This window comes from Streptomyces sp. ADI95-17, from assembly GCF_003846175.1.
GTDB classification, from domain to species: Bacteria; Actinomycetota; Actinomycetes; order Streptomycetales; family Streptomycetaceae; genus Streptomyces; species Streptomyces sanglieri.
The window spans coordinates 301345-315837 of sequence record NZ_ML123047.1; the positions used below are offsets into that span (position 1 = coordinate 301345).

At 68.9% G+C, this 14493-nt stretch carries 15 protein-coding genes and 1 pseudogene; 8 read left to right on the forward strand and 8 right to left on the reverse strand.

From position 1 onward, the window contains the following. Positions 1-100: pseudogene (locus tag EES42_RS46255) on the forward strand (MerR family DNA-binding transcriptional regulator); the annotation flags it as partial. Between the two features lie 278 nt (positions 101-378). Further along, positions 379-582 carry a DUF6243 family protein gene (locus EES42_RS20300; RefSeq protein WP_124719669.1) on the forward strand — a complete coding sequence of 68 codons (204 nt, stop codon included), beginning with the start codon at positions 379-381 and terminating at the stop codon, positions 580-582. Positions 583-950: 368 nt separating this feature from the next. On the opposite strand, the gene EES42_RS20305 is transcribed toward EES42_RS20300, so the two are convergent. Both EES42_RS20305 and EES42_RS20310 read right to left on the reverse strand, forming a co-directional pair. Next, on the reverse strand, positions 951-1277 hold the full coding sequence (locus EES42_RS20305) for a hypothetical protein (RefSeq protein WP_124719670.1): 327 nt from the start codon (positions 1275-1277) through the stop codon (positions 951-953). Continuing rightward, on the reverse strand, positions 1274-2494 hold the full coding sequence (locus tag EES42_RS20310) for a Shedu anti-phage system protein SduA domain-containing protein (RefSeq protein ID WP_124719671.1): 1221 nt from the start codon (positions 2492-2494) through the stop codon (positions 1274-1276). Before EES42_RS20310 ends, EES42_RS20305 begins: the two co-directional genes overlap by 4 nt. A 190-nt stretch (positions 2495-2684) precedes the next feature. Between EES42_RS20310 and EES42_RS20315 the strand changes: the two genes are divergently transcribed. Continuing rightward, on the forward strand, positions 2685-3518 hold the full coding sequence (locus EES42_RS20315) for a PIG-L family deacetylase (protein WP_124719672.1): 834 nt from the start codon (positions 2685-2687) through the stop codon (positions 3516-3518). A 549-nt stretch (positions 3519-4067) separates the two neighbouring features. Next, positions 4068-5351, forward strand: coding sequence for an LAETG motif-containing sortase-dependent surface protein (locus tag EES42_RS20320; RefSeq protein ID WP_124719673.1), 1284 nt, complete (start codon positions 4068-4070; stop codon positions 5349-5351). A 170-nt stretch (positions 5352-5521) separates the two neighbouring features. Here the strand turns inward: EES42_RS20320 and EES42_RS20325 are convergent, their stop codons facing one another. Continuing rightward, entirely contained in the window at positions 5522-6121 is a 600-nt protein-coding gene (locus tag EES42_RS20325; RefSeq protein ID WP_124719674.1) for a hypothetical protein, read from the reverse strand. A 567-nt stretch (positions 6122-6688) separates the two neighbouring features. On the opposite strand from EES42_RS20325, the gene EES42_RS20330 reads away from it, so the two are divergent. Further along, positions 6689-7639 (forward strand): alpha/beta fold hydrolase, encoded by a 951-nt coding sequence (locus EES42_RS20330; protein ID WP_124719675.1) that lies wholly within the window; start codon positions 6689-6691, stop codon positions 7637-7639. A gap of 36 nt (positions 7640-7675) precedes the next feature. Here EES42_RS20330 and EES42_RS45620 read toward each other — a convergent pair whose 3' ends face one another. Both EES42_RS45620 and EES42_RS20340 read right to left on the reverse strand, forming a co-directional pair. Beyond that, positions 7676-8128 (reverse strand): hypothetical protein, encoded by a 453-nt coding sequence (locus tag EES42_RS45620; protein WP_241196483.1) that lies wholly within the window; start codon positions 8126-8128, stop codon positions 7676-7678. Between the two features lie 68 nt (positions 8129-8196). Further along, on the reverse strand, positions 8197-8691 hold the full coding sequence (locus EES42_RS20340; RefSeq protein ID WP_124719676.1) for a hypothetical protein: 495 nt from the start codon (positions 8689-8691) through the stop codon (positions 8197-8199). Between the two features lie 172 nt (positions 8692-8863). On the opposite strand from EES42_RS20340, the gene EES42_RS20345 reads away from it, so the two are divergent. After that, entirely contained in the window at positions 8864-9379 is a 516-nt protein-coding gene (locus EES42_RS20345) for a hypothetical protein (protein ID WP_124719677.1), read from the forward strand. A gap of 65 nt (positions 9380-9444) precedes the next feature. Here the strand turns inward: EES42_RS20345 and EES42_RS20350 are convergent, their stop codons facing one another. The 3 genes from EES42_RS20350 to EES42_RS20360 all read right to left on the reverse strand — a co-directional run bounded on the left by EES42_RS20350 (position 9445) and on the right by EES42_RS20360 (position 12553). After that, a complete protein-coding gene (locus EES42_RS20350; RefSeq protein WP_124719678.1) occupies positions 9445-10227 on the reverse strand; it encodes a polysaccharide deacetylase family protein in 783 nt (260 codons plus the stop codon). 223 nt (positions 10228-10450) lie between these two features. Further along, entirely contained in the window at positions 10451-11827 is a 1377-nt protein-coding gene (locus EES42_RS20355) for a phosphatase PAP2 family protein (RefSeq protein ID WP_124719679.1), read from the reverse strand. Positions 11828-12040: 213 nt separating this feature from the next. Continuing rightward, positions 12041-12553 (reverse strand): IPT/TIG domain-containing protein, encoded by a 513-nt coding sequence (locus EES42_RS20360; RefSeq protein WP_124719680.1) that lies wholly within the window; start codon positions 12551-12553, stop codon positions 12041-12043. 395 nt (positions 12554-12948) lie between these two features. Between EES42_RS20360 and EES42_RS20365 the strand changes: the two genes are divergently transcribed. Together EES42_RS20365 and EES42_RS20370 are read left to right on the forward strand one after the other, a co-directional pair. Beyond that, positions 12949-13695 carry a DUF1838 family protein gene (locus EES42_RS20365; protein WP_124719681.1) on the forward strand — a complete coding sequence of 249 codons (747 nt, stop codon included), beginning with the start codon at positions 12949-12951 and terminating at the stop codon, positions 13693-13695. A 166-nt stretch (positions 13696-13861) separates the two neighbouring features. Continuing rightward, positions 13862-14473 carry a TetR/AcrR family transcriptional regulator gene (locus EES42_RS20370; RefSeq protein WP_124719682.1) on the forward strand — a complete coding sequence of 204 codons (612 nt, stop codon included), beginning with the start codon at positions 13862-13864 and terminating at the stop codon, positions 14471-14473. The last annotated feature ends 20 nt before the right edge of the window (positions 14474-14493 follow it).

Sequence of the window (14493 nt, forward strand, 5' to 3'; positions counted from 1 at the left end):
TCGCATCGTCGTCCTGGAAGACCAGCTGGAAGAGGCGCAGCGCATCAACGCCGAGTACCGCCGCGCCGCCGAATCGGCAGAGCCGCCGACCGCGGACTGAGGCGGTGCCCGCCGGACACCGGCGGGCACCGCGCACAGGTGCAGGCGATTCCTCTGGTGACGGAGCGTGCGGACACGCCCTTCGGCGTAGGCGAGGACCGGGTGGCGAAAGGTGTGGCGTGCGGGGCCGGCGGAACCGGGTAACGTCTTTGTCATGTTCTTCCAGACGCCGATTTACGAGTGAGAGCGTGACGGGCCCCTGCTGACGTCCCCGACGTCGCCGTGCCCGTCCCCCACCGGTGAATCCGTAGATCACTTCACATCATTCCGGAGGAACTCATGACCGTGAGCAAGAACATCAACAACCCCGTGGGCATGGGTGGCGGCCAGCGCAAGAGGCTGTCCCGCGCCGAACGGCAGAACAATGGTCCGCACCGCAATCTCGACCGCAAGGGTGCCGCTGACCGGAAGGCGGAGCTGGTGCGCAAGATGCGCGAGAAGGCAGACGCAGGGCAGGCGGGCGACGACACCGCACAGAGCTGACGCACCGCCGCCGCAGGGCGGCGGCACCGCACGAGGCAGGGCCTGGACCGCGACGCGCGGTCCAGGCCCTGCTGCCGTACCGGGCGCGGCCGGTCCCGCTCGGCTCTCGGTCGGCCACTCGGGGGTGGGCGTGCCACTACGTCCAGTCAGGACGGTGAACAGCGAACAGCAAAGACCCGAACGAAACCCCTCGATGCCACGAAGCAGCCACAGGCACTATCGCTGCCACCGCGCAGCCAGCGGCTTCCCGCCTCACTCCCGGCTCCCGCCGTGCCCCATCCATGCCCCCCGGAGCGGACACCAGCGGTCATGCGCGGCACCCGCCGACCTGGGTCTTCTTCTTCGTTGTCCGTTCTCCGAGCGACGCCTCAGCCGCGCTTCTGACGCAGGTGGCGGGAGGCGGCAAGGCAGGACGACAGCCACGTCGCCTCCGCGCGATCGATGATCAGGTCGCCCACGGTGACCACCCCGTCCATCACGCTGCCGACCCGTACCGAGTGGTCGCCGACGCGGAACATCTGCCAGTCGGCATCGCTGTGCCAGAGCCGGGCGGTCTTCTCTCCCCGGCTCTGGGCGAAGACGAGTTCTTCCCCGTGCTCGTTGAGGAAGTAGCCGACGTAGTCCTTGCCCGTGATCCCGCCACCGCACAGGCGGGCCAGCAGCTGTTCGATCGCAGGACGCTCGTCACCGGTCATGCCGTGGGCTCCTCGGTCCGGTCAGCAGGGTTCTGCTGCGCTGACGCGAGAGCCAGCATCCGGGCTGCTGACTCCAGCAGGGTTTCGTATGTGATCACTTCAATGCGTGACGTGTGTGCGTTGTAGGTGCGCAGTGTCTCCGCGATCTCCTGGGAGGTGATGCCCCCACTCACGTACTTCGGGTGCCCGATCACAACGGTCGCCGAGGCTCTACGGGTATCGACGCCATGATGCGCGAGGATGGCCTTGCGGTTCTCGTCCATGGTGCGGAGGTAGTTCTGCGCCTGAGACACCGCGTGGTGGGCCGCGGCACCCAACATGAGGTGGCCGCTGCGGCGAATCACCAGGTCCTTGATGTTGGCACGCTTGAGTTCCACCACGTGGAGGGACCCGTCACCGCGCAGCAGCGGGATGTCCAGAATCGTGTCCGCGGTGTACTGCCGACGTGCCAGCTCTGCCACATAAGCACCGCCGAAGATCCACTCCTGATTCTTCAGACGGGCGTGGAGGGCGTTCTCGGAGCTCGTCCCGTCCTCCACCACGACCCGGAGAGCGTCGAGACCCGCTCTCCGGGCCTTCAGCTCCAGCAACTGAGCGAGCAACCCCGCGTCGGCGTCCGCCAGGAAGTCGCCCACCATCCGGGCGGCCTCGGCCGAGGCCGGTCGCGGCAGGCTTCTCAGGACCAGCTCCATGTGCCCGTACTGCTGGAGCCGCCTCCTCTCCCGAGTGGGCAGCCGGATCCCGCCCTCACCAGTGCCGAGGCCCAAGTGGTCCACGGACAGGGCTATCCCGCGAAAGAGGTCCCGCGCGTCGGCCACCGTCGCTTCAGGGTTGTCCTTGGAGAGGACGTCCAGAACGGCCACCACTCGATCGGCGCCCATGGCCACCATCCTGCGCATGCCTTCCTCGCTGCGATGCCGCGCCTCGTCGTCGTAATAGTTCTCCAGGATTTCGAGGAACAGTTCGCCGCCGGCGTAGGCGGCGAAACGCTGGAAGCGCTGTGCGAGAGCGAAGTCCCCCAGCAGGAGCGATTCTTGGGCGACGTCCTCCAGGGCGTTCACCAACGGCCTGCCCTTGCCGTACCCCGTCCCGCCGAAGGCAGGGCCCATGATGCGCAGCACCACATCGATACGCTCCAGCACGCTCGGGTGCTCGGTGAGCTCACGTGCCCCGCCGACCATCTGCCAGAGCGTGAAGCCGGAACGGAATGTCGCCATGCGGTGACCCTAGAAGGAGGCACTGACAACGACGCCGGGCGCAGTACCTCGTTCGCGTTGAAACGCCGACGTCCGGAAGGCGGAACGGTCACGGCGGGAACAGCCGGTACAGCCGGCACCGTTGGATCAATCGCGGCGTGCTCGCCGCGTATTCGGATCTGGACGTAGTTCTGCAGGAGGACTGTTTTTCATGACTGAACGACCCTTGACGCTCATGGCAGTGCACGCCCACCCCGACGACGAGGCAACCGGAACGGGTGGGGTCCTCGCGCGGTACGCGGCGGAAGGCATCCGCACGGTTCTCGTGACGTGTACCGACGGCGGTTGCGGTGACGGACCGGGGGGCGTCAAGCCGGGTGATCCCGGCCACGATCCGGCGGCCGTCGCCATGATGCGCCGTCAGGAACTCCGGGCGAGCTGCGACGTCCTGAAGATCAGCGATCTGGAGATGCTGGACTACGCCGACTCCGGGATGGTGGGCTGGCCCAGCAACGACGCCCCCGGATCCTTCTGGCAGACCCCCGTGGAGGAAGGCGCCGCCCGGCTTGCGGAACTCATGCGGCGCTACCGGCCCGATGTGGTCGTCACCTACGACGAGAACGGCTTCTACGGCCACCCCGACCACATCCAGGCCCACCGCATCACGATGGCTGCGCTGGAAATGACCGCCCTGACGCCGAAGGTGTACTGGACGACAATGCCCCGCTCGATGATGCAGCGGTTCGGCGAGACCATGCGCGAGTTCCAGGAGGACATGCCGGAGCCGGATCCTGCCGAGGCCGCCGCGATAGCCGAGATCGGCCTCCCCGATGACGAGATCACCACGTGGGTGGACACCACCGCGTTCAGCGGTCAGAAGTTCGATGCGCTGGCCGCGCACGCCAGTCAGGGCGAGAACATCTTCTTTCTCAGGATGGGCAAGGAAAGGTTCGGCGAGTTGATGGGCATGGAGACTTTCGTACGGGTCAAGGACGCCACCGGCGCCGCCGTACCCGAGAACGATCTCTTCGCCGGACTGCGCTGATCAGCCTGTCCGGCCGGGGCAAGGAAAGCTCGTCGGAACGGCGCCGTGCCACAACGTGTCCGTAGCGTCGGTTAACAGCGGTCGCTCAGGTTCGGAGGTCATTGGCCCGCTCCTCGTTCCGTTCGTTCCGTTCGTTCCGTCCGAGCAGGCCCGCCTCGTCCCGGGGATGCACAGCACGGTCACCAGTACACCGGTGCACCGGATTGTTCTGCGACGGCCTCCAGGCGCGCCCGTGTCTGGAGGTGGCGTTCGTCGGCTTCTTCTCCACCGCCGCACGGCAGGTGCTGCCGTAGCTGCGGCGGTCGGCGTCCGCGCGGAGCGCTGCACGCAGGGGTCTGTGGCATTGATCACAACGAAAGCGCAGGCAGTGAATACAACTGCACCCTTTCGCCTTTTCTGTCGCTCGCGGTTCTGTGGTATCGGCCGGGGCAGGTGAAGAAATCGTGGTGGTGGACCGTTGGCCCGGCCATACGATCCCCTCAAGTCGCATCTGCGTGCCCCCTCCCGCTGCGACCCCTTCTTCTTTCTTTCGGACACCGAAGGGCTCTTGTGAAGATTCGCCCGATCCTTGCCACAGCTGTTGCCGCCGCAGTGACCATGCCTGCTCTCCTGCTGTCGGTCTCCCCCGCGTTCGCCGACGACAAGCCGGCAGCACAGACGCAGGACAAGACGCAGGACAAGCCGTCCATCGCGGAGTTGGAAAAGGCCGCTGCCGCCGCCAAGGCGGCGTACGACGACGCCGTAAAGGCCGAGAGTGCCGCCAAGGCGGCTCTGGAAGCCGCCCAGTCCGACACCAGTCCTCTGGCCGTCGCCGCCAAGACCGCCAAGACCGCGGCGGCGGAGGCCGCCGCCGCGAAGGGGGACGCCGACCAGGCGGTCATCGACGCCCAGGCCGCGGTCGACACACTCCCGGAGACCGCCACCGAGGAGGAGAAGGCCGCTGCCGCGACCGAGCTCACCGAAGCGAAGACTGCCGCCGAGACCGCCAAGGAGACCAAGGCCGCCGCCGATGCCGCGGCCGTGGAAGCCGTCGACGCGTGGGACGACGAGCTGGTCGCCGCGGCCCGGAAGCTGGGCCAGGCGCAGAAGGCCACCAAGGAGGCCCTCGCCGACAAGACCGCCGCCGACGAGGCGCTGGCCAAGGCGAAGGAGGAGGGTGGCGAGGACGGCGAGGACTGCGTCCCCGAGGCCAGGCTCACCACGGTCGTCACGGGTCTGCCGTCCACCGTCGTCGCCGGCACGAAGGTCGACTTCAAGCTCCGGGTGACCAACGGCACCGACAAGACGATGGACAAGGTGCTTCCGTTCGCCTACGTCCACGCGACCGACCGGAGCGGGCTCAAGAGCACCGATGACCTGGTGCACCTGCAGTGGTCCTCCGCCTCGTCCTCGAAGTGGAAGACCGTCGACAACAAGCACTACATGGACGCCATCAGCCCGCTGAAGGCCGGTGCCCACGCCGACATCAAGATGCGCCTCAAGGTCGACGCCTCGGCCCCCGCGGGCAACGGTGTCACCTTCGTCGCCGGCGACTACTTCAACGACAACGGCACCTGCGGCGGAAACCCGGACCTCGAAGGTTACGAGTTCCTGATCGCCGCCGCGGGCAGCAGGCCCGGCAAGGTCGATGACGCCAAGCCCAGCACCACCAAGCCGAACACCTCGGACGTCAAGACACAGAGCAGCGCGTCCCGTCCGGTGAGCGGCAGCCTCGCCGCCACGGGCTCGTCCTCCGCGATGCCGCAGCTTGCCCTCGCGAGCGGCGCGGCCATGGCGATCGGCGGGGGCGCGGTGTTCCTCGTACGCCGTCGCAAGGCCGGTACCCGCGCCTGATGCATGAGGTGGGGTGCCGACCGGGCACCCCACCCCACGCGGCGGCCGTCCAACGACCCGGCACCGGGTCAGATGTCACTCACCCGCTGAAGTGCCGGGTAATTCCCGGGCTCGGAGCGCAAGTTCGCGATCGGCCGGGAAGCCGGCGCGGCTTCCCGGCTGCCGTCAGGTCAGATCGTCGGCGTGTCGTCGACGATCTCCTTGTGCGGCTCGACAATGAACTTCCAGCCCTCGCTGGGCTCCAGGAACCGCACCCGGGTCGGGTAGATGTCCAGGGCCCGGCGGTCGCGGTTCTGGCTGTTCGAGTTCTTCCGCGCCCGGGCCGGCTCCTCGTACAGGTCGACCTTGACGTCCGGCACCTCGACGACTTCCTCGCTCCAGCGCTGCACGACACCCGCGCCGAACGCGTCCCGCGCGGCGGAGTAGAGCGACTCCAGGGACTCCTTGTTCCCGCTGGGCACGAAGAGGGCGAGGTTCAGGAGGACGCCGGCGCTCTGGAGAACCTCGATCTCCTCCCCCGCCTTGTCGGCGATCCAGATCCCACCCTCTTCAGCATTGTCCGGGAGGACGTGGATCTCCTCACCGAAAACCGTCCTCGCGGCGAAGGATCCCCCCTCGAAATTCTTGCCCGGCTCCGTGAGGAAAGCCAGGGCGTAGCAGTCGAGAGGAAGGTCGCCCGTCCCTGCCGAGACAAAGACGGCGTCCTGGGGACCCAAGCCTGAAATCTCCTCGGCCGTAAGACGTCGAGCCGTAACCTTCTCGGTATTCACGCCATTCCCCTTTTAATCGCGGCGTCCTGTGAATTCATTAAGACTCTACCACGAAAATGATCAACCACTTCCCATTGCGCAAGGCTTCGCATCCACGGTGACACCGGCCCGCCCTGCGAGCAATTCCCCCTGGAAGGGAAGCGGTCAACTCGCCCCGCATCTCCGGGGAAACGCAGCGCTCATAGAGAAATGCGATGGCACCTGGGAGGTGCCATCTTATTTCTTCACTGTTTATGCGAGGAACGCGCGAGGACCGTACGAGGAACGCGCGAGGAACGTGCGAGCCAGTGACGCCGCAATCGGGCTGCGCATTCGAGGCGCCCCTGTCCACACCAAGACAAAACACCGGACTGCACGCACCGAGCGACAAAGCGACAACTCGCGCCGAAGTCAAAATCAGGTGGGCTTTCCGATTTCAGCGACATATCGGCGACCGCGAATCGCCTCGCGTCGACCACGCGCCGCCCGCCCGCCGGGGAATGATCGACGGCTCTTTTCATGGTACCGCCGTACCAACACCATGGTACGGTCGTATTACGAAGAACGGATCTTCCAGGAGGTGCCACCGTGCCCGACCACCCGACCCGTGCACGCCGCGACGTCGGCCGCTACGTCAACGACACGTTGCGCGACCGGTACTTCGCCGCCTGCGACGTGCTCTACGCGATGGGCGCGCCCGCCCGCTCCGAGACGGACGTGGAGACGAGCTTCGGCACCACGCACGTCTACCGGTACGGCCCCACCGACCCGGCCGCCGAGTCCCGCACTCCGGTGGTCCTGATCCACGGCGCGGGCTACTGCTCGGCGATGTGGTACCCCAACACCCCCGATCTCAGCGCCGAACGGCCCGTCTACGCGCTCGACACCCCCGGCGACGCCGGGCGCAGCGTCCACCGCGAGCCCATGTGGCAGCCCGAGCGCGCCGCGCAGTGGATGGACGAGGCCCTCGACGCGCTCGGCCTCGACCGGGTCCACCTCGTCGGCTCGTCCTACGGCGGCTGGCTGGTGCTCAACCAGGCGCACCGACGGCCCGGACGGCTCGCCTCCGTCACCGCCCTCGACCCGGGCGGCCTGGAGAAGGTGGGCCTGCGCTTCTTCGCCTGGGTCTTCGTGAGCCTCTTCGCCAGCTTCGCTCCCAAGGCGCTGCGTCCACGCCTCGCCTCCTGGCTGGAGCAGCCGGTCATCGCCGTTCCCGAGCTGCGGAAGTGGGTCCAGATAGGCGCCCGGGCCTTCCGGATTCGCCGTCCCGCACCTCTGCCGCTGGCCGAGGACGCGCTGCGCTCCATCCGGACCCCGCTCTACCTCATCATGGGCAAGCGCAGTCTCCTGGTGCACCCGCAGCGGCAGTTGGAGCGCGTTCCGCGCCTGATTCCCGGCGCCCGCGCCGAGATCATCGCCGCCACCGGCCACGGACCGCAGATCGACCACCCCGACGTCGTCAACGCCCGGATGCTGGGCTTCATGAAGGACGTCGACTCTGCCGAGCCGGCCGCCGTCGACAGCGCGGTCGACGCGTAGGACCTGCGGCCGGAAACACTGGCCCCGGCGTGACGGCTACGCACGGGCGAACGCCGCTAAGGGGTTGGGGCGATGGGCGGCGGAGGCGGCGGGCCCGGTGGCGGGGGTGGGAACCGTGGCCGGGCCGGGGCAACTCCCGTGGCGGGCGGTGGTGGTGGCGGTGGCGCCCCCCACCGAGGACGGCTGGGCTGCCGGGGCCGGGGGCGGCGGCCCCGGTGGTGGAGGCGGCTCCACCGCCGGCAGCAGCGGCCCGCCTGCGCGCAGCCGGGCAATGGTCAGCTCGGCGCGGCGGCGGGCGGTCGGGGCATCGTCGCGTTCGTAGACGAGCCGGATGCCGAACTCGACGAGGCTCTCCGTGGCGAGCAGCTGGTAGCCGAGCGCGTGGGCGATCTCCTCGATCCGGTGCCGATTCGAGGCAGTGGCTCGGTCGGGAAGCAGCTTGACGCGGGCGCGGCCGTCGAAGCTCGCGCGTATCTCGTCGTCCTTCACCTGACTCCGTTCCCGGGAAAAGTCGGATCCGCCCTGCCGCTCCGCGCCACGATCGTCGCACGCGCCCGTCAGTCGCCCGCCTCGGCGCCGGTGGAGGAGGACAGGCTTGCGCGGGCCGCGGTCATGAAGGCGGCCTTGCGCTCCTCCAAGTGTTCGTTGACCTCGGTGTCGCCGATCTCGCGCCATACCGCTTGGTTGAGTGCGCGAGCATACGCATGGACAGAGGAGTGCAGGTCCGGATGACAGAGCAGCACGAGGTGTCGTTCGGCGACCCAGAGTTTGGTCATGGTGGCGCCGGCGGACCCATTCCAGCCGTCGTCGTCATCGCCCCATGCATCAGGGCGGTTGTAGGCCGCTCGTTCGGCCTCCTGGGCGCATGCGATGAATTCCTTGATCGCATGCAGCTGTTCGGCCCGGCGCGCCTCGCCGGTGGCCGTCCTCAGCCGTCGTTCCTCGGCCCGCTCCGCGGAGCGCTGGGTGACGCGCTGGGAGAGGGCCGTCAGCCCGCCACCGAGCGCGACACCCGTAAGCGAGAGGACCGAAGTCCACACGTCCACGGCCACGCTGTCCCCCTAAGACAAGTCCTTGCGCATCGGCATGCACATGATCTCGTACCGTCGCGGGGCACGAGCCCGAACGGCGCCCGCAATTGCGTGCCGGTCAGGGCGGTCGGCAGCAGCCGTCCGCAGGCCACTTCCCCGGCTCGGAGCGCGAGTCCGCGACTAGAATCCACGCGTGCCCGACGAACTGTCCCCCGAGACCGTCCGCCGCGCGGTCGCTCGTGGCCGTGGAGCCACATTCGATGTGCCCGAAGGTGAGGCATCTGCCACCGCGGAAAGGCTCAACGAGCAGCTCGCCGGGCGGGACATCCGGGTGTTCGTCTCCGGACCCACGACCTGCACGGCGCTGCAACTGGTCGATGCGCACGAAGCCCGACGCGCCCGCCCCGAACTGGAAACCCTCGTCGCCGACTTCCGCGGCCTGGCACACACCCTCACCCAGAGGTCCGAGCTGGGCACGCTCGACGAGAACGTCTGGTGGGCTGCTCCGCACGGCGAGCACTGCCGCTTCGAGAACCTCGAAACCGGCGTGGTCGTCGAGGCCCACACCCATGTCCCCGACTCGGTCGACCCGTACTTCCTCCTGCGCTTCGCCCAGACCACGGGACGCTACCCCGCCGTCCTCGACGCCTGCGTCCACGGTTTCCACGACATGAGCCGCCTGCTGGAGTTGGCGGGGTCCGATGAATGAACGCAGTGCGGTTCGGTAACGGGCAGTTCTGCCGGTACTTCTGATTCGTCGCCGTGGCGGGGCGTTTACCGTACGGGGAAGCCGAAGGAGTATCCCTGCTGCCTCAGCCAGGGAAGGATCTCGCGCAGGGCGGCCAAGGTCTGGGAGCGGTCTCCGCCCGCGTCGTGGAAGAGGACGGTCGGGCCGTCGGAGATCTCGCGCTTGACGGTGGCGACCATGACGTCCGCGCCGGGGCGCTCGAAGTCCTTGGTGTCGACGTTCCAGCCCAGCGGCCGCATTCCCCGGGACGCGGCGAGGTGCCGGCTGTACGGGGTGAAGGCGCCGCCCGGGGCCCGGTAGTACTGCGGGCGGACGCCGCCGGAAGCCTTGGTGATCATGCGTTCGGCGTCCAGGATCTGCTGGGACTGGTAGGCCTCGGACTTCTTGTCCATGGCGGTGTCGTGCGAGACCGTGTGGTTGCACAGCCGGTGCCCGCCCGCCACGACCGCCTTGACCAGGTCCGGGTACGCCTGGGCCTGCGTGCCCACCATGCAGAACGTGGCCTTTACGCCGTTGTCCTTCAGCAGTTGCAGCACCTGGGGCGTCCAGGTCGGGTCCGGTCCGTCGTCGATGGTGATGTTGACGCCCCGGGCGCCGCGGTCCGAGGCGTGCGCGATGTCTTCCGCCACCTTGGTCACGGCCCGGTCCTGGTGCCGGGCGTCCGGCGCCGAGACACGGGCTTCCGGCTGCCGCCCTCCGGCGGTGTCGGCCTGCGCGGTCCAGACCGAGGTGGCCGCGGCCATCGCCGTCACACCGAGCGCCGCCGCAACGAGCCGGCTGTGCCAACCCCTTCCCCTGTGCTTCGCCATGTCCGCCCGCCCCTTTGTCGTCTCCGCCGTTGCCCTGCGCCCATCTAGACATATGAACGGGCCGATGGGATCCCTCGGTTACCGATCGCGGACAAATCTGCAGGGGCTCGGCGACAAAGGCAGGGGGTCGGCGACAAACGCAGGGGTTCAGCGGCCGGTCCGGGCGGCTCGGCTCGGCTCGGCTCGGCTCGGCTGAGACCGTCTCGGCCCAGACCGTCTCGGCTCAGACCGTCTCGGGTTGTGTCTCCGGGGCTCGTGCTGGTGAGGTGGCCGACTCCCAGCGGGCGGTGGTCCTTACGTAGCCGTAGATCACCGAGGCCATCGCCAGCACGAGCAGTGGTCCGGCCACCCACGGAAGCCTGGCCATCTCCAGCGGCAGGTAGCGGTAGGACAGCAGGAGCGCGGCGAAGACGGCTGTGCCGTAGGCGACCAGCCGGAGCCCCGACCGGTCCCAGCCGCGGTCGAACGAACGCAGGGCTGCCTCGATCGTGAGGGTGAACACCACGCCCGCGAGGAGATCCGCGCCGTAGTGGTAGCCGAATCCCAGCGTTGCGGTGAGTGTGGCGATCAGCCAGAACGTTCCCGCGTACCGCAGGAACCTCGGGCCCTTGCGGGAATGGATGAAGATCGCGGTGGCCCATGCCGTGTGCAGGCTGGGCATGCAGTTCCGCGGGGTGATCCCGTCGAACGGCATGGGGTGCGGGGCATCGACCGGCGGCGGCGTCACCGGCCACAGGTCGCCAACCGACCAAGGCGCGCTGGACGACGTGTCCGACCACCACAGGGTGACGGACGACCAGTGCTCGGTGCCGGTGCCATAGGCGTAGAGCGGCCCGACCACCGGGAAGATCATGTAGATGGCCGGCCCGAGGAGGCCGATCACCAGGAAGGTGCGCACCAGGTGGTGGACCGGGAAGCGGCGCTCGACGGCCACGTTGCGCAGTTGGTACAGGGCGACGAGGACCGCGGCCACCGCGAGCTGGCCGTAGACGATGTCGAGAAAGTTGAAGCCGATCGGGCCGGTGGCCGTGACGAGCCTGCCCACCAGCCACGACGGGTTGCCCAGTGCGTGATCGGCGACCGCCACGTACTGGTCGAGCACCGTCGGGCGGGTCTTGGAGGTGATGAGCAGCCAGGTGTCACCGGTCTTGCGGCCGGCCACCAGCAGCAGGCCCAGCCCGACACCCTTCAGCAGCAGGGCGCGTTCCGGGCCGGTGCGGCGGGTGACGGCGATGACCGCGACGCCCAGGAGCACCCACAGCGCGCCGTTGCCGAAGGGGTGCCCGTCGGTCACCTCGATGCCGGCCGCCCATCGGACCACCAGGAAGGCGAGGTCGATACCGATCGCGGCGGCGACCGCGATGAACCGTTGCCGCCAGGTGAGCACCAGCATCATCAGCGCCATGCCGGAGTACAGCAGGAAGCCCGACTTGGGGGCGACCACCACCTCTTTCGCCTGGCTGGCCATCGGCCCCGGCAGGCCGTAGTGACGCGCGGCGATCTCCAGCGCGACGAGGAAGCCGAGGGTCACGACACCCGCCAAGGCCCAGAGCCACGCCCGTGGTCGGCGCCACACGGGGAGCGGAGGTCCGGAATCCATTCGCGAAAGGTCCTGCGGTATTCGATTTCTCAATTTTCGGCCGATTTTCTAGATTTTGGTCAGATGTAAAGGCTGGTTCCGCTCGCCACCTTCCGATCGGGCCGCTTTCTCCCTCACGAAGAACAGTCCGCCCGACAAGGGAAGACGAAAAGATTACAGTCCGGGTTCGGCCGCGATCCCGGCCGCCCATTCACCTGCCACCAGCGGGCGGAGTCATTCGGTGACGGTGAAGGGGGTGTCCGCGCGCTTGTCGCTGTCCAGCCCTCTGACCTCCACCGACTTCTGCTGGTCGTCGGCATAGGTCGCGGGGACCTTGATCTCCGCGACGAAGCCTCCCTCGGACGAGGCCGTGACGTCCCGGAGGTCCCAGTCCGCGCTGTAGCTGCCGTGGAAGGTGACGCGTACGCGCTCGCCCGACGCGAAGCCCGAGCCGGTGAGGGTGATCACCGAGCCGACGGCCCCGCTGTCCGGGTTCGCCTCGATCCGGGGATTCGCCGACACCTCGGGGGCCGGGTTCTGGGCGGGGAGGGACTGGACCGGCTGCGCCGCGGGCGGGGACCCGGGCTTGGACCGGGACGGCGCGGTGGCGGACGGCTGGGTGGAGGCGGCCGGGCCCGGCTGCGCGGCGGGCCTGCCGTTGTCGCCCACGGCCACGGCGGTGATGACGGCGGCCACGATGGTGGCCACCGCGGTGACCATCGCCCCGATCACGGCGCCCCTGTTCATCCCGCCGCTCGGGGTGGAGGGCGGCGGACCGGGCGCGGGCGTCGGGCCGGGCGGAGGAACGGGACCGGGCGGAGGAACGAGACCGGGCGGAGTCGTGGGAGCGGGCGGGGGCGGCACCGAAGGACGGGGCGCGTGGGCCGGGGGCGGGGGAACAGCGCCGGGCGAAGGGCCCGCACCGCCGGGTTCGGACACCGTGCAACCTCCAGAGGCAGTGGTCTGATCAAGAATGACCAGCCTATCGGAGGTGACTATTCGTCATTTGTCTTTTGTTCGGGGCTTCTTGCCAATTCCCGATCGCGGCGGCTTTCGGTTGGAGCGACTTCTTCCAGCCCCTTCCGCTCCGGCTCAGGGTGTTTCCCGCCCGGCCGGGGCGAAGGCCGCGCAGAGTGGTCCGTATGACGACACCCGCAGAGCTGCTCCGCTCCTTCGCCCGCACCCGCGCATCGCTCGACGGCGAGGAGGTCACGTACTGGTGGTCCGGGGACGTGTACTCCTGGGCGCCCGACGAGCCCTATCAGCGCGTCTTCGGCTTCGAAGGGCTCAACGTCGCCCGCCTGGTCCAGGACGTCGAAGCCGGGCCCGACGCCTACCAGTTGCTCACCCGCGAGGCCGCCTTCTACCTGGACCCGGCCACCCGCGAGATCCTGGAGACCTGGCAGGACCTGCCGGTGGTGCACGTCTGGAACGACCCGGCGAACCAGAAGTGGCGCCCCTTCCCGATCCCGACGACCGAGCTCGGCGGACAGGTCTGCTTCAGCCTGGAGATCCCGCTCGCCTACCCCTCGCCGCTGCCGGTGGCGCAGTACCCGGCCCACTCGGCGGGTGACACGTACAAGGCCCTGGAGCTCTTCCAGTTCTTCGCCGACCGGGCCGACCTGACCGGTCCGGCCCCCAGTGTCCCGGCGACCATGTCGTGGTCGCGGATGTCACCGTGGCTGCCGTGGATGGCCCGCGGGCAGCGGCCCGGTGGCCTCACCTTCCACTGCCGGGGCCGCAAGCTCGGCTCGTACGCCGAGGTCCCCGAGCGGACCCGTGCCTACATCGCCGGCCACCATCCGGAGTTCGCCCGGGCCCCGGAGAAGTGGAGCGAGCCGAACGAGACCAGCTGGACGTACTTCCGCAAGCTCAATCCGCCGGAGTAGGCGGTGGGGCGTCGGCCGGCTCCGGGTAGTCGGCCCCCGAGATAATACGGCGGTATCATGAAGGCGTCCGGTCAGGCGCGCAGGCCGGCAGGCAAGCAGGCCGGCAGACGAACAGCCGGGCAGCGCAGGCAGTGCGGGCACGACCGACGGGTGGAGACACGAGAGCATGCCGAAACGCGTGGACCACGAAGAACGGCGGGGGCAGATCGCCGAGGCGCTCGTCCGGGTCGCCGGGCGGCGCGGGCTGCACGCGGTCGGCATGCGGGACGTGGCGGCCGAGGCCGGCGTATCGCTGCGGCTGGTGCAGTACTACTTCGGGACCAAGGAGAAGCTGCTGCTCTACGGGCTCCGCCATCTGACCGACCGGTTCACCGCACGCGTGGGCGCCCGCCTGCGGGCCACCGGCGAGAACCCGGGGCCGCGCGCGACCGCCGAGGCGCTGATTCTGACCTCCCTCCCGACCGACGAGGAGAGCCGGACCTTTCACCTCCTCTACAGCTCGTACGCGATCCTCTCCGTGACCGACGAGGTGTTGGCGGCCCAGCCGTTCATCGACAGCCCGGACGCCGCCGAGGACGCCCTGGCCGGACTGTTGCGGCAGGCGCAGAAGGACGGTCTCGCCGATCCCGGCGTGGACGCGCGCACCGAGGCCATCAGCCTGCTCGCCATGGCGGCCGGCATGGGCACCAGCGTTCTGGTGGGCCAGCGGCCGGCGGAATCGGCCGCGGAGGTGCTGCGCCACCATCTGGACCGCATCTTCACGCCCCCGCAGGCGTAACCCCCCACCGACACCCGCCC

What these genes read in the sequence shown, in the direction of transcription:
- EES42_RS20300 (WP_124719669.1), top strand. Translation starts at nt 379, where the DNA reads ATGACCGTGAGCAAGAACATCAACAACCCCGTGGGCATGGGTGGCGGC.
- EES42_RS20350 (WP_124719678.1), bottom strand. Translation starts at nt 10,227, where the DNA reads ATGGCGAAGCACAGGGGAAGGGGTTGGCACAGCCGGCTCGTTGCGGCG.
- EES42_RS20360 (WP_124719680.1), bottom strand. Translation starts at nt 12,553, where the DNA reads ATGAACAGGGGCGCCGTGATCGGGGCGATGGTCACCGCGGTGGCCACC.
- EES42_RS20355 (WP_124719679.1), bottom strand. Translation starts at nt 11,827, where the DNA reads ATGGATTCCGGACCTCCGCTCCCCGTGTGGCGCCGACCACGGGCGTGG.
- EES42_RS20305 (WP_124719670.1), bottom strand. Translation starts at nt 1,277, where the DNA reads ATGACCGGTGACGAGCGTCCTGCGATCGAACAGCTGCTGGCCCGCCTG.
- EES42_RS20370 (WP_124719682.1), top strand. Translation starts at nt 13,862, where the DNA reads ATGCCGAAACGCGTGGACCACGAAGAACGGCGGGGGCAGATCGCCGAG.
- EES42_RS20365 (WP_124719681.1), top strand. Translation starts at nt 12,949, where the DNA reads ATGACGACACCCGCAGAGCTGCTCCGCTCCTTCGCCCGCACCCGCGCA.
- EES42_RS20310 (WP_124719671.1), bottom strand. Translation starts at nt 2,494, where the DNA reads ATGGCGACATTCCGTTCCGGCTTCACGCTCTGGCAGATGGTCGGCGGG.
- EES42_RS20315 (WP_124719672.1), top strand. Translation starts at nt 2,685, where the DNA reads ATGACTGAACGACCCTTGACGCTCATGGCAGTGCACGCCCACCCCGAC.